16 protein-coding genes are annotated in these 14,742 nt (G+C 35.2%); 13 read left to right on the top strand and 3 right to left on the bottom strand.

The annotated features are described in order from the left end of the window. The first annotated feature begins 498 nt into the window (after positions 1 to 498). The 7 genes from lepA (at position 499) to MKY76_RS15740 (ending at position 8,340) form a co-directional block, all read left to right on the top strand. Positions 499 to 2,325: a translation elongation factor 4 gene (gene lepA, locus MKY76_RS15770; protein WP_004226914.1), complete on the top strand. Its 1,827-nt coding sequence runs from the start codon at positions 499 to 501 to the stop codon at positions 2,323 to 2,325. A gap of 795 nt (positions 2,326 to 3,120) precedes the next feature. Further along, positions 3,121 to 3,462, top strand: a complete 342-nt coding sequence (locus MKY76_RS15765; protein ID WP_081011009.1) for a DUF2834 domain-containing protein — start codon at positions 3,121 to 3,123, stop codon at positions 3,460 to 3,462. A 133-nt stretch (positions 3,463 to 3,595) separates the two neighbouring features. Beyond that, positions 3,596 to 4,216, top strand: a complete 621-nt coding sequence (locus tag MKY76_RS15760; RefSeq protein ID WP_036076269.1) for an AAA family ATPase — start codon at positions 3,596 to 3,598, stop codon at positions 4,214 to 4,216. A gap of 328 nt (positions 4,217 to 4,544) precedes the next feature. Next, positions 4,545 to 5,261 (top strand): hypothetical protein, encoded by a 717-nt coding sequence (locus MKY76_RS15755; RefSeq protein WP_048392161.1) that lies wholly within the window; start codon positions 4,545 to 4,547, stop codon positions 5,259 to 5,261. A gap of 876 nt (positions 5,262 to 6,137) precedes the next feature. Further along, a complete protein-coding gene (locus MKY76_RS15750) occupies positions 6,138 to 6,371 on the top strand; it encodes a hypothetical protein (RefSeq protein WP_175400704.1) in 234 nt (77 codons plus the stop codon). 500 nt (positions 6,372 to 6,871) lie between these two features. Then, entirely contained in the window at positions 6,872 to 7,261 is a 390-nt protein-coding gene (locus MKY76_RS15745; RefSeq protein ID WP_036076271.1) for a tautomerase family protein, read from the top strand. A gap of 215 nt (positions 7,262 to 7,476) precedes the next feature. Continuing rightward, positions 7,477 to 8,340 carry a GH25 family lysozyme gene (locus tag MKY76_RS15740; RefSeq protein ID WP_342556838.1) on the top strand — a complete coding sequence of 288 codons (864 nt, stop codon included), beginning with the start codon at positions 7,477 to 7,479 and terminating at the stop codon, positions 8,338 to 8,340. Between the two features lie 131 nt (positions 8,341 to 8,471). Here the strand turns inward: MKY76_RS15740 and MKY76_RS15735 are convergent, their stop codons facing one another. From MKY76_RS15735 to MKY76_RS15725, 3 genes are all read right to left on the bottom strand, one after another. Next, positions 8,472 to 8,606 (bottom strand): hypothetical protein, encoded by a 135-nt coding sequence (locus MKY76_RS15735; protein WP_004226973.1) that lies wholly within the window; start codon positions 8,604 to 8,606, stop codon positions 8,472 to 8,474. 356 nt (positions 8,607 to 8,962) lie between these two features. After that, positions 8,963 to 9,511 (bottom strand): GNAT family N-acetyltransferase, encoded by a 549-nt coding sequence (locus tag MKY76_RS15730; RefSeq protein ID WP_342557914.1) that lies wholly within the window; start codon positions 9,509 to 9,511, stop codon positions 8,963 to 8,965. Between the two features lie 10 nt (positions 9,512 to 9,521). Beyond that, complete coding sequence (locus MKY76_RS15725) at positions 9,522 to 9,857, bottom strand: hypothetical protein (RefSeq protein WP_103118461.1); 336 nt, start codon at positions 9,855 to 9,857, stop codon at positions 9,522 to 9,524. Between the two features lie 149 nt (positions 9,858 to 10,006). Between MKY76_RS15725 and MKY76_RS15720 the strand changes: the two genes are divergently transcribed. The 6 genes from MKY76_RS15720 (at position 10,007) to MKY76_RS15695 (ending at position 14,703) form a co-directional block, all read left to right on the top strand. Next, positions 10,007 to 10,759 carry an SMI1/KNR4 family protein gene (locus MKY76_RS15720; protein WP_342556837.1) on the top strand — a complete coding sequence of 251 codons (753 nt, stop codon included), beginning with the start codon at positions 10,007 to 10,009 and terminating at the stop codon, positions 10,757 to 10,759. A 58-nt stretch (positions 10,760 to 10,817) separates the two neighbouring features. Continuing rightward, a complete protein-coding gene (locus tag MKY76_RS15715) occupies positions 10,818 to 11,156 on the top strand; it encodes a cupin domain-containing protein (protein WP_112118197.1) in 339 nt (112 codons plus the stop codon). Between the two features lie 86 nt (positions 11,157 to 11,242). Next, positions 11,243 to 11,926, top strand: a complete 684-nt coding sequence (locus MKY76_RS15710; RefSeq protein WP_036076277.1) for a VOC family protein — start codon at positions 11,243 to 11,245, stop codon at positions 11,924 to 11,926. Positions 11,927 to 11,995: 69 nt separating this feature from the next. Then, complete coding sequence (locus MKY76_RS15705; protein WP_036076278.1) at positions 11,996 to 12,406, top strand: GNAT family N-acetyltransferase; 411 nt, start codon at positions 11,996 to 11,998, stop codon at positions 12,404 to 12,406. Between the two features lie 18 nt (positions 12,407 to 12,424). Continuing rightward, a complete protein-coding gene (locus MKY76_RS15700; protein ID WP_342556836.1) occupies positions 12,425 to 13,414 on the top strand; it encodes a zinc-dependent alcohol dehydrogenase family protein in 990 nt (329 codons plus the stop codon). Positions 13,415 to 13,677: 263 nt separating this feature from the next. Next, entirely contained in the window at positions 13,678 to 14,703 is a 1,026-nt protein-coding gene (locus MKY76_RS15695; RefSeq protein WP_342556835.1) for a DUF1835 domain-containing protein, read from the top strand. Positions 14,704 to 14,742 lie beyond the last annotated feature (39 nt).

Genomic DNA, 14,742 nt, shown 5'->3' with positions numbered 1-14,742 from the left:
ACAGTTTTGTCTGCGTAGCTGACTTTTTCTATATCTTAGAAAGGGAGCTATTTGCTCTACCTATATTTATTCTATTAGTTGTTCCTGTATGGTAAGCTTGATATTTGACCTGTCCCATTATATGGAAGATGGTGCGATGTCCATTCTTTCTTTTACTAATCATAGTTTAGGTTTAAAAAAATGGGATTGTGTTCACGCTTTTTAGCAATATGAATGATGATATCTTTTGGAGATAGCGTGCTTTTCTTGGTTGATCAGGCGAAGATTCATCCATCGAATCTCTCCTCATGTCGAGTAGACACATTTTCATTTCAACTGCTACACATCGAGTACTACTATAGCTGATTTGTCTGCATTTATATACTTAATACTGTAAAATTTAAAAACGACATGAAACACTGAAAGTATTGATATTATAGGCTTTCAAGTCTAGTTGCTGTTGTACTTTGCGTTATGTTCATAGTATAATTCATTATAGTTTAATTAGGAGTGGAAAAGATGAACCGAGAAGCACGTTTAAAACGACAAGAGAATATACGAAATTTCTCTATTATTGCACATATTGACCATGGGAAATCAACGCTTGCTGACCGTATTTTAGAGCAAACAAAATCTTTAACTTCCCGTGAGATGAAGGCACAGCTCCTCGACTCAATGGATTTAGAGCGTGAGCGAGGCATTACAATTAAGTTAAATGCAGTTCAATTAAAGTACGAAGCAAAAGACGGCGAAGTGTATACATTTCATTTAATCGACACACCAGGACACGTCGATTTCACATATGAAGTATCACGTAGTTTAGCTGCTTGTGAGGGTGCCATATTAGTTGTGGACGCAGCACAAGGTATTGAAGCACAAACACTAGCAAATGTTTACTTAGCACTTGACAATGATTTAGAAATTTTACCTGTAATCAATAAAATTGATTTACCTGCAGCTGACCCTGAACGTGTACGTCAAGAAGTAGAAGACGTTATTGGATTAGATGCCTCTGAAGCAGTATTAGCGTCTGCGAAAGCAGGTATTGGTATCGAGGATATTTTAGAGCAAATCGTAGAGAAGGTACCAGCGCCAACTGGTGATCCAGATGCACCACTACAAGCTTTAATTTTTGACTCTGTTTACGATGCCTATAAAGGTGTTATCATTTCGATTCGTGTCATCAATGGTACTGTTAAGCCTGGCGATAAAATTCGCATGATGGCAACAGGTGCGGAATTCGAGGTTATTGAAGTTGGGGTACATACACCAAAAGTTGTGCCACAGGCTGAGTTAACAGTGGGTGATGTAGGTTACTTAACCGCATCTATCAAAAATGTAGGGGACACACGTGTAGGGGATACTGTAACCTATGCAAACCGTCCTGCAGCTGAGCCATTAGCTGGTTATCGTCGCTTAAACCCAATGGTCTACTGTGGTTTGTATCCAATCGATACAGCCAAATACAATGATTTACGTGAAGCGTTAGAAAAGCTAGAGTTAAATGATTCTGCTCTACAATATGAGCCAGAGACATCGCAAGCACTTGGTTTTGGTTTCCGCTGTGGATTCTTAGGATTACTACATATGGAAATTATTCAGGAGCGTATTGAGCGTGAATTTAATATCGACTTAATTACAACAGCACCTTCCGTAATTTACAATGTTCATATGACAGATGGTACTGAGCTGAAAGTCGATAATCCTTCCTTTATGCCAGACCCTCAAAAAATCGATCGTGTCGAGGAACCATATGTGAAAGCAACAATCATGGTACCAAATGATTATGTGGGAGCGGTTATGGAACTTTGTCAAATGAAGCGTGGTAATTTCATGACGATGGATTATATTGATACATCGCGTGTAAGTATTATTTATGAAATGCCATTATCAGAAATTGTCTATGATTTCTTTGACTATTTAAAATCAAATACAAAGGGCTATGCTTCATTCGACTATGAACTTATTGGTTACCAGCCATCGAAATTAGTGAAAATGGATATTTTATTAAATGGTGAGCAAGTCGATGCCCTAAGCTTTATCGTACATCGTGACTTTGCCTACGATCGAGGTAAAATCATCGTAGAAAAATTAAAAGAATTAATCCCACGCCAACAATTTGAAGTACCAATTCAAGCAGCAGTTGGACAAAAAATCGTGGCGCGTTCAACAATTAAAGCCATCCGTAAAAACGTATTAGCGAAATGTTACGGGGGAGATATTTCCCGTAAACGAAAACTTCTTGATAAACAAAAAGAAGGTAAAAAACGTATGAAACAAGTAGGCTCAGTCGAAGTCCCTCAAGAGGCATTCATGGCTGTGCTGAAGATGGATGATTCGAAGTAATATTGATATAACAGGGTTTATAGGGGTTTATAAGGGTTTAAGCAAATAGATTTGTATCAGTTAGGTGGAGATTGCCACCGATTTGCCACTGCATTGAAATTGTGCAAGCAATTTAAAAATCTTTAGCGATGGAATCAAAAATATCGGCAGCATCTCTTGCCATCTTCTGTGTTAAATGGACATAGCGGTCTTCAGTAATTGCTGATCTGCTATGTCCTAATCTTTTTGAACTGTTTTTATTGGTTGTCCATTTTCAATTAGCATCGTTAATAATAATGCCGAGATACTCGTATTTATTGAGTACCTGGGTATTTGGCTACTATCAGCTACTTTTTTTCAGGTAGTTGGCTAATTTACAGTGAATCTTTTCACAGAGTCTCGAATCTCCTACTTTTAATTAAGTTATCTTCTCCTTACTCTTTTTCTTTTCTCTTTAATTTTTCTGAATAATAAATAAACTATTGTAATTATAAGATAAAGTATGACAAAATTTGGTATCACATTATTATCACTTTTGCTGGCTATATATACATATCCCCCTACTACCACCGCTAAAATTAATGGCTTATATATGAATTCATAATCAATCCACCTTTTCTTAGTGTTAGACATAATTCACAATATTCTCTTGGAATATATAGTTTATATATTAATATTTTAAATGTTAATCTATAATTAATTATCATATATGGAAATATTTATTTAAATTATTTTTTATGAGGTATGATTAAACTGAAAGAGATTAAGAAGTATATTATTTGTGAAAATCATATAGAGAGGGGAAGTTTAATGTAAATGAGAAAAGTGTACTTGTTATTTGCGATTATCGGCACAGTATTCCCGTATTATTTTTTGGTGCAATTCTTGAACAAAAACGGATTTGATTTAGGGTTATTAGTAGATTTATTATTTGCAAACTCGATATCGACCTTCTTCGCTGTTGACTTTTTTATTTCATGCTTTGTTTTTATAATCTTTATGTTTAATGAGTCAAGAAAGTATAACATTAAAGAAAAGTGGATATGTCTATTAACTTTGTTTACAGTTGGTTTATCGCTGGCATTACCGTTATTTTTGTTTTTCAGAGAGTCATACATAAAGAAAGAAGTGTTGTTAAACTCCAATGAAAGAACGTGAAAATCTTACATTTTCTATGGTGTTGTATTGATTTTGTGTTACATGGATGGCAAACGGAGCAGGTTAGTTTAACAACCGTAAATAATTCTACAGTCCTTATTTAGATAGAGATTACATTAATTAGGGGGAGAAAATGAGTGATTTTAGAGGGATAATCTTAGAAGGCTATTCGAATGCTGGAAAAACATCAGTCTTAAAAGCGTTGAAACAACTTCACGCAAGTGATGATGCCGAACGTAGTGTCATAGTTCTCAGTGAGCATTATTCGCAAGTATTACACAAAGTAAATGGTGAATTAAAGTCGTTAAGTCGAGAGGAACACTTACAAGTCTTAAGAGAAAGAGTCACGATGTTGAAAATGTTAAATAATTGGTCAAGAGAAATTGGACAAACTCAACGTTCAAAAGGCTTATTCTTTATTTTGGAAAGGTTTCATTTAAATCATCGAGTAGCATTTTCTCATTCAATATCAGATGAAATTAAGGAATTAGAAGCCCAGTTACTTGGAATGGGAGCAAGATGTACTTTGTTAACTGTATCACCAGAGAATTTAGAGGAAAGAATAAGTAGTAGAAATCCCAATGAATGGGAAGGGAAAACCATGCAAGAAAAGAAATTAGCGTGTGAATTATTATTAGACCAACAACAAGAGTATAGGAGTCAAGCTGAAAATTCAATCATACCTACAATTGAAATAAATACTGATAATAAAGATTGGGATTCCTACGCAAGACAGATTTACTTATTCAACTAACGGAATGCTTTAATTAAATACACCATAAAAGACCACTCCAAAATGGGTGGTCTTAAATTTTTCCCCATCAAACCTATAGCAAGGCTGGGAAGCGGTCTAATATGAAGTCTAATCATGCATTTCATATAAAAGAAACCCCATATAAAAAACGTTCAGTAACTTTTAATAATTGATTAAATATAAGTGATAGTATTCCAAAAAATATAAATAGACCTAATTTGGAGAATTGGCTTTTATAATAAATGGAAATAGTTATCCAAATAAACTTTATTTGAGGTATTATTAAAAGAGTTCGAACAAAATTGAACTAGAGGGAGGAGTATGTAATATGAAAATACAAAGCGTTATTATAACAATTGTCGCACTTTTATTTGTAATTATTGCAGGGTGTAGTTCAGAGACAGAAGAAGAGTCTATGGGCGAAGTTGAAAAGGAAATTCATACGCAAGAACTAGTAGAGTCTATGTTCAGTGAGGACAGCCTGGAGGCAGCGAAAGAAAGAATAGAGGAACGGGGCGGCTCAGTTTATATGATTCCACCACCTGAGCATACTGCTATCGGCGAAAATCAATCAACTGTAGTAGAACTTAAAGAGTCGGACATTTTAGACGGAGAAGATTCTAGTTTTGAAAATTATGACAACGTAGGAGAAATACGTCTTGATACGTTAGAGCTGGACTCTACTTTTGAGGAGCAAGATACATATATAAATGTCATGCTTACAGAACTAGGAATGGAGAAAGCTTATTATGCAATGCGTAAAACTTTATTGTGGACAGCTGGTAATCCTCCAGATGGACTCGAAAAACATAGTGATGGCACTCTATCTTTTTATCTAAGTAAATACTCTGAGCTTATAAATTGTCACTTTCAGAGCGCTAACCCTGACGTGAAAGAAAAAATTATCAGAAACATGCAGAACGCTTATAAAAACAATACACCTATAATTGTCTATGGAGAATTTGAGGAGTTTCTAGACGAAGAAGGATACTCTGGCTATCGTCTTATCATACATCGAATAGGCTTTAAAGAGGTCATAAATTAATAAAAGAATTTGATAAAAATCTTGAATTATTCATGGAAATGATGTTTAGAAACCTGCCAATTAAGACCACTCTGTTGTGGGGGCTTCAATGTTTTCTTCCACCTTCATGTCACCGTGTTCAGAGAAGAAACATGACCTATAGAAAAATATAATGAGCATTTCTGCGAGCTTATTGAAAATTGTGTTGGAAAAGGTAATCGGTAATATGATAAATGCATATAAAAAAGAGGAACTTCGGAATAAAATTTGGTGCTTCCTTTGATTCCGAAACAACCATTATTTAACTCTTCAAAATGGTATAATACATACACAACGTAGTAATTAGTCATAATAATGCCCAGTTACTTGTTTTTAATTGAGTACTTGGGCATTTTTTGTTTTGGCTACTATCCTCTGCTTTTTTTCAGATAGTTTACAGTGAATCTTTTCAAAGGTCTCGAATCTCTTACTTTTAATTAAGTTATCTTTCCTTACTTTTTTCTTTTTCAATTTTTCTAAATAATAAATAAACTATTGAAATTATCATATAAAGTATGACAAAATTTAGAAGCACGCTATTTTCACTTTTACTGGCTATATATACGTATAACCCTATTACCACCGCTAATATTAATGATTTGTATATTGAAATCATATCACTTCCACCTTTTCTCAATATTAGAAATAATTTTATAGTACTTTCATATAATTTTATAATAATAGCCCTTTGTAATTGCAATCTCTTCAATTTTTGGAAAAATCAAATTATTATCAAAGTGCAATATAAAGATTTTCGAAACGCTCCGTAGCTACTTGCTTGAAATATGGAATTCAAATCCCTAACAATACATTCATCTAGATTATTTCTATTACTATGTAGGAGTTTATGACATGACTATTAAATGGAACAGAGAAGAAATACTTTTCGATACTCTATATGAAGCTGACACCTGGGCAGATTCAATTGCAAATGAAATATATGGAAGAATTTACAACGGATATGATACTCCAGATTACAAAATAGCCTATTCGCTTGCTTTTAGATTAGCTTCTATAAAAGAGTGTAGAGTTTATACAGAAAATAGTATTGAAGGTAGATATAAAGTTTGGGTCATTTTTGAAATTGAATAGTAATGATGAGGTGCTCATTTAATATTGAGTGGTTTGTAATTTAAGGTTCTTCCTTTTCATTTATTTAAATGTAGTGGTGTAGAAACTAACGAAGCAACAGTATGTCCTGAGCTTCTCTCACTCTCTCTTTCATTTCCTGGAGCTTTAAGGTATATAGGTACCCACAACTTCAAACGTTAGTTTGTCATCAACAATAATATATTTTATATCTATTTCTTTATCAGATTGGAACAACAGAATGTGTACTATTTGGATAACTGTTTCTACCTGAGCTTGCAGCGTATTGCAGTTAATTATGGTCACAGTTAAGTAGAGTTATTACTTTGGGATTGTTGGTTTAAATAGTTCACATTTGTTTCATGAATAGATTGGGTGATTGTTTAAATGAAACCAAGCATAGAATTAGCTTGATGGTCATGTTGAAGAATTTTATAATATCGTTATAGAACAGTATTTGGTAGTTGAGTTTAGATTAGTAAGTCAAGAAAGGTGAGAGGTCGTTGGGACAAATTAAAATTTATGGTGTTAAGGGAAGGTTAAATCCCATTAAGGAAACATTATCGAATATTATCCATTCTTGTATGGTGGACGCACTTGAATATCCATTAGATAAGAAATTTCATCGCTTTTTTCCTATGGACAAAGAGGATTTTTATTTTGCAAGTGAAAGAACTGAATCATATACAATAATAGAAATTAGTATGTTTGAAGGTAGAACGATTCAAGCTAAAAAACAATTAGTAAAGCTACTATTTGAACGCATAAATAACAAATTAAATATTTCACCTCAAGATGTTGAAATTACAATTTTTGAAACGCCTAAACATAATTGGGGAATAAGAGGGTTACCTGGGGATGAATTAGCACTTAATTACAAAGTAAATATTTGATATAAAGCTGCTAATTTTTTAGAGTTAATTCGACTATGTGAAATGTGCTCTGTCTTATTAATTATCTGACCACTAAAAATCGGTAAATGAAGAACCTATAAGGACTAAAATAATCTACATAACTTTATTTAATGAATGATTCTAAAGAATGCTTGAAGCAATGGGTTTGTCGCTATTCACAATTTATTTACTATTTTTAGGGAGGAGAAAATTGTATGAGTTATATCATAGACATTTCACATCATCAAGGAGATATTGATTGGTCTGAAGCGGTTAAAGATGTTGATTTGGCTATCATCCGCACTCAATATGGTACAAGCACAATTGACCGTAAATACGTTCAAAATATAGAAGCTTGTATGAAGTACAAGGTACCTTTTGGTGTTTATATTTATGTTACCTTTAAAAATGATACTGAGGCATTGGAACAAGCAAAAGACTTCTATAACAGAGCAAAAAACTATAATCCGCTATTTTATGTTGTAGATATCGAAGAAAGCTTTGGTGCTAGTGTCCAAAATATCGTACAAGGCACACAGGTGTTTATTGATTATTTAAAAAGTAAGGCTGTAAAAGTCGGGCTATATACAGGCCATCATTTTTACAAACCTTATCTGATGGATACCGTTAAAAATTATGATTTCCTGTGGATTCCTCGCTATAGTGGCTCTAGCTCACCTGGACTAAAGCCAAACTTTGCTTGTGACTTATGGCAGTACACAGACAAAGGGATTATAGCAGGTATTAAAGGAACTGTAGATTTAAACCAATTAAATGGATCTAAGTCTTTATCCTGGTTCACAAATACTGATAAGAAGAAGGAAATATCATTGTCTCAGTATGAAGAATTAAAGAAAGAAAATAAACAACTAAAACAGGAACTTACTGAAATGAAAGAGTTATTAGTTGGGATAAAATCAAATGCTATGGTATCACCAGCACATAAAGAAGATTGGGAGTGGGCCATTGAAGAGGAAGTTATACGAGGCGATGGCAAGTGTATGAATCCTACAGATACACTCACAAGACAACAAATGGCAACGATGCTCAAACGGTTCTATGATAAATTTATTAAATAATAGCATTGTCTCGCCCATAAGTACCTGAGAACTAGCAGCAAAATATTTAGCCTAATATTGAGTGTATTCGTCATAAAAGGAATCACTATTTATAGTGATTCCTTTTATAGTGCGACCAACCTGTTTGAAATTTAGTGAAACAATAGGAAAAACTTAGCTAATAAAAAAATGGGTACTCCTACAATTATTACGCCTGCAAAGAAATAACAAAACAACATAAAAACATCGAAAACCGCACCCGCTAAATCATCAATGAATTTTAACATTTCATTCCCCTCCAAACATAATAAGTATTAGCATTTATAATCTCTTTATTGCTTATCAATCATCATACTGATCTAAAGTCTTTTTTAGAGTCTTATCCCACATATCGAGAGTCCCGTAAATTTTTATTAGGATATTTTCATCAGATGGTAACACTTGAAAGCTAAGTGGAAATCATACTGAGTATTCATTGTAATTTGTCATACCCTAAACCACGAACCTTATGTGTAATTCCTAATAACACCCTGTAAATCATTTGGGAAAGTGTTTTATATTGTATGCATAAAGCATGTTATTGACTAAAGATTTGTTTTTTACATAGAGGTTCTTGTGTAATCTGATAGAGCATTTTTTACTTCTATATTTGAAATGGTAGTGTTCGTTTCCATATCATATGGTGACTATTTGCTCCCCAATAGTTTTCAAGGACAAAATCAGGCTGTCCAAATTTCTTCTGCCAGATCATTTGCGCTTGTTTATATCCACTATCTAAACAAAAACTAGGAACCCTTCGATTTTCTAACGTTACGAGCATTTTCTTTAGTAGCATGGTGCCGATCCCACGATTTTGATAGTCAGGATGAACAAAAACGGTACCGATTTCTAGACAATTGAATAGTTCCTCTTTGATCGTTTGTTGAATGATTTTGTTGGCTTCACCGCATTCGATAGTGCCTATTATGTCATTGGTTTCTTCATTTAAAGCTAACCAGAAAAATCTTTTTTTGCCCTGGCTTTCTAAGTCCATTGCTACATACTGTTTTTTCGTTTCCCATTCATCCTGTTGATCGTCCACTAGCTCGGCAATTCCTTCTTTTTTATAAGTATCCCGAATGACAAGATCAAAGAATTCGTGTAACGCCTGGATGTCCGACTGTTCTGGACGTCTAATAAGTAATTTCATGATTGCTTGCTCCTTATAATGGATGTCGTTGGTGGTTTAGTAGGGATCGAGCTCGTTGCACATCCACATCTAGTAAGTCATTTATATCTTGCTGTACTGCGGTCAATCGATCAAGTGCCAGCTGTAACCAATGATCGGAGGCATCATATTTTTCAGCGTGCCATAGCAACTCTCCATAACAAATGGCAGCACGAATAAATGTGATATGGTCATTCAGCAGATTTGCCAAATGGGTGGCTTGTTTGAGACATGCTTCCCCTTGTTTTACCTTGCCATAATCTAAATAGCGAAGTGCTTTCAAAAATTCCGTGTTGGCTTGCTGTATTATCTGTTCATTCGTATGTTGCATGACAGATCGCTCCCATCCGTTATTTTTGTTCACGTTATGCATACTACCAGTCTATTTTAATGATTATAACATGTTCCCCTTATTTGGTTAATGATGGGGTATGTTAAAATGCAAGAAAGACACTTGGTCATCAAAAGGAGAGAATTCCATTGAAAGATTTAGAAAAGAAACTCGATGCAGTATTACAGCAAATGCGTGATTTTATTGATGAGCTTCAGGAGCGGGAGTCAGCCTATCCCATGGTTTTTTATCATCAATCAGAAGAGGATATTAGCCAATTTGTGGATGGTGGGTGGTCATTGCCAGCAGAGTATGTTTATTTTTTGAGACATTATGTTGTTGAAAGGGTTACATGGGCTACAGGTGATTATATTAATCTAAATATCTATGGCGCAAGAGATTTAATACGTGGGCAGGAGGGCTATAATTATAATCCAGTGACAGATGAGATGATTGAGGATTGGCCACATGATTATTTAGTCATTGCCACAGATGAAGGCGATCCCTATTGTCTAGATCTATCAAGAGGTGATACGGCTGTTTTTACCGCTCCCCATGGAACAGGCAATTGGCATTTTTCAATGGCTTATGACAATTTAATTTTGTTCCTTGAAAGTGTACTGATTCCGCCTGGTTTAGAAGAAATGTTGCCTGAAGAAAGTTCTGTAGCGTACTATGAACTAACTATTACTGGGGAAGGAAAAGATAAACTAAAGACATTATTGTTGCTAAAAAAATTATTATCTTATGATTATTCACAAGCGAGAAAGGCTTTAGAACAGCCTCCGCTAGTAATTTATAGGGGAGTGGAAGCAGGTGCCTTAAAGTTAGAAGCCGAGTTACAGGCTATCCGTGCAGATTTTCAAAAAAGGAAAATTAGCTTAGCTGAATTTATTGAATGAGGGAAATTGACAAGAATGATGGATATCCCTCCTCTAAAGCAGGAAAGGAAGTGTAAGGATGAAAATTAACAAAGCATTAGCACAACACTATCAATGGGGTGCACAGTGTGATGGCTGGCATCTTGTTCAAAATAAGGAGCTTAGTGTGATACATGAGCGGATGCCTGCTCAAACAGCTGAGGTAAATCATTATCACCATCATGCACAGCAGTTTTTCTTTGTTCTTTCAGGCACAGCTACAATAGAACTGAATGACCAAAGAATTGAGTTAAAGCAACATGAGGGAATTGAAGTACCTCCAAATTTACCACATCAAATGCGAAACGATTCACAAGAAGATGTAGAATTCCTCGTAATATCGCAGCCAAATAGCAGGGGAGACCGAGATCTTCTCTAACTATACGAAAGTAAACTTCATTCTTTTGCATGAAGCCATTCTTATCAGCTACTTGTATAGTAGGGAGTGTAAAGGGGTGCTTAAAGATGAAGATTACGAAGGTAAAATTATATGTCCATGATATGCAAAAAATGGAGCAGTTTTATGTTGATCTGTTAGGTTTTACTTTGTTAGAAAGAACAGCTGACTATTTTACAATAGCCGTGGGAGAAAGCAGGATGACATTTGAAAAGATGCCTTCTAAAATGCCAAAGCAGTATCATTTTGCATTAAATATTCCTAGTAACTTATTTCAACAGGCAAAGATTTGGGCAGAAGAGCATGTAGGCTTGCTGGATTCAGAGGGGCAGGATGAAGTCTATTTTGAGTTTTTAAAAGCATATGCATGCTATTTCTACGATCCAGAAGGCAATATAGTAGAGCTTATTGCAAGACAGGAAATAAATCCGAAACATGCTGAAGTTAATTTTTCTGTAGAGCAAGTGTTACATATTGGAGAAATCAATTTAACGTCAGATGACATTCAAACAATTGCTGAAAAATTAAAGAAGTATGCTATAAACCCTATAGCAAACAAGGAAATTCAACTGGATGGCCTTAATTTTCTAGGAAACTATGAAGACGGAGCCAATATCCTATTAGGACCGAGTGGACGTCTGTGGTATTTTTCTGATAAGAAAGCAGTTATCAGCCCGATTAGTATTGAAATAGACGAAGCTTTACAATTAAATATGGATGAAGAAGGGCAATTAAAGCTTCTGCAACTCTAACATCATAAACTTATTGTTGATTAAATATATGTTATTTTGTATATTTATTCAAAATGAGGAGGGTGTTATATGTATATAATCAAAGAAACAAATCCGACGATAGACTCGTATAAAGCATTGCACCAAACAACTGGCTGGAATGCAAAAGGGCAGTATACGTATGAACAATTATACAAGGCTATTTGTAATAGCTGGTTCAGTACATCTATATATGATGAAGGCAATCTAATTGGCTATGGACGTATTATCTCTGATGGTATCTATCAAACATTTATCTGTGATGTGATGGTGCACCCTGATTATCAACGAAAAGGAGTTGGCACAATGGTGATGGATGCTCTTTTAGAGCAATGTCAGAAAGAAAATATAAAATGGGTTCAATTATTTTGTGCCAAAGGTAAACAACCTTTCTATCAGAAGCTTGGATTTAAGGAACGTGAAATAGATGCTCCTGGTATGATGTTGTTCTATACAGAATGAATAAAGGAGCTAGAATCGTTGAAAGCAAAATGCCTAAAAATTTATGAATTTGGAAATCCGCAAGAGGTTGTAAGGCTAGAGAATAAAACAATCGAGCCTCCTCAAGGTCAAGAAATTCTTGTTCGCATGCTAGCCAGACCGATTAATCCCTCAGATTTAATACCAATATGGGGGAAATATGCTCATAGAATCACTTTACCAACTATCCCTGGCTATGAGGGAGTAGGAATAATAGAAGCTGTTGGACCGCTTGTTTCACCAATGATTATTGGTCAGCGCGTATTACCGTTACGGGGAGAGGGAACTTGGCAGGAAGTAGTGAAAACGCAAGCAGATTTTGCAGTGACTATTCCTGACACGATGAATGATTTTACAGCAGCACAAATGTATATTAATCCAATTACAGCCTTCGTAACATGCTCAGAGGTACTTAATTTACAATCAAACGATGTCTTATTAGTAAATGCTTGTGGCTCTGCCATTGGACATCTCTATGCTCAACTTGCGAAATTGCTAGGCTATCAACTTATTGCTGTGACACGAAGTAATCAGCATACTGAAGAATTACTGCAACTTGGTGCAGCTTTTGTCATTGATACCTCTCATATGCCACTTTACGAAACCGTTATGGCATTAACAAATGGTAGGGGAGCAGATGCAGCAATTGATTCGATTGGTGGAGAGGCTGGCAATCAGCTTGCCTTCTGCGTAAAGCCCGAGGGTATTTTTTTAGCTATTGGTCTTTTATCGGGTATTCAGGTAAATTGGACAAACATTGTGAAGGAAGCAAAGGTACAAGCGAGGATGTTTCATTTACGCCATTGGCAACGTCAGACGTCAATTGAAAAATGGCAACAAACGATACAACAACTTATACACCTTGTACAGGATGGCTCCTTAAAAATGATGAATGTACATGCTTGTTTTCCATTATTGGCTATCCATAAGGCAATCGATGCTGTTGAGGGAACTAAAAAAGGAAAAGTATTTTTAACGAATGTTGATTAAATAACATACTACCGTCGTAGTTGAGCTACTACGTGTAGTATGTTTTTTTATAGGGACATGAGTGTTTTTAGCTCTGGAGAAAATAGTTCATACATTGTCCTGCCCCAAAAAGTGAGCAAGTCGCTCAAAAGAAGTGAGCCTCCGCCCAGATTAAAGAATTCACTAGCAATAGTAGTAACATATCTTTAAAACTAACTAAATTAGTAATTTGAGGTAATAAAGAGGTATGATAAGGTTAGGTGTTTTTAAATAAAGGAGTACAGATGATGGAGAAGATCAACCAACTAAAACAGTCAATACAACGATTGAGTGAAGCTGATGCGAAGTCGATGCTTCTTTTAACTTTAATAAATGAACAGTCAAGAGATAGCATGTTAGAGTTTTTATTACAGCAAGCTAAGGAGCGGGATCCTTCAAAGGTACAAACGGTGCATATTGTATTCGGTCATTCACCTGGGGGGAGCTTGAAAGCAGCCTTTCGTAATCCTGACTATGCTAAGTCCGAGGAGATTATTGTTGTGCCAGGTAATTTTTCTGTTGGTCCTTTGAAAGATGTACATACAAGGGACGGAATTGAAGCTCGTTTTCAATGGTTGGAACAGCGCTATCTAATAGAAGATGATGGATTGATCATATGTGAGCGGGAGATGAAGGAAGCAATAGAGAAAATTAAAAATATCCCCCCTCATCAGGATATACTGATTTGGACTTGTCAAAATGCTCATGAGCAAATAGGGCTTCGACTCGTTTTGGCGATGCTCGAACAGAAAACAAATGATATCTATGTATTAGATACTTTTCAGTTATTTCATGAGTTATATACTTTACCACAGTTAGCAGAGGATCATTATCCAAGATCGACTGGAGAGGTCAGCACAGAGGATTTACTTTACTTTTATGAACATTTCCAAAGATGGCCATTAAAAGAAGCATTGAGGCACTCCCTATGCAAAGAAGGGCTAAATCTGTTAATGGATGATTACGATTGCATACATACATGGAAATATCATGAACTTTGGGGAAATAATAATGAGGATAGAGAGGATGACTTGATCATTACCTGTGCTAAACGTTTACAGGAAGAACAAGAGGAAATTCATTACCAAGTTGCAGCTAGGTTAATTGGAGAGGTACTGGGGCATATGGAAGAATTGAGAGAGGTTGAATGGATTGACTATCGTCTGCGTCAATTAATTCAGCAAGGCATTTTTTCTTATGAAGGTGAGTTAAAGGGAATATTACACTATAAAGTAAAGTTAGCAGATGCAACGAACTATAATCCTTCATGATTTTTATGATATAATTTTTTGATATAGACGGTTAGAAGG

This window comes from Lysinibacillus sp. FSL P4-0201 (assembly GCF_038593425.1).
GTDB classification, from domain to species: Bacteria; Bacillota; Bacilli; order Bacillales_A; family Planococcaceae; genus Lysinibacillus; species Lysinibacillus capsici.
The sequence above is the reverse complement of the archived record's forward strand: the minus strand, read 5'-3'. Positions and strand labels throughout refer to the sequence as shown.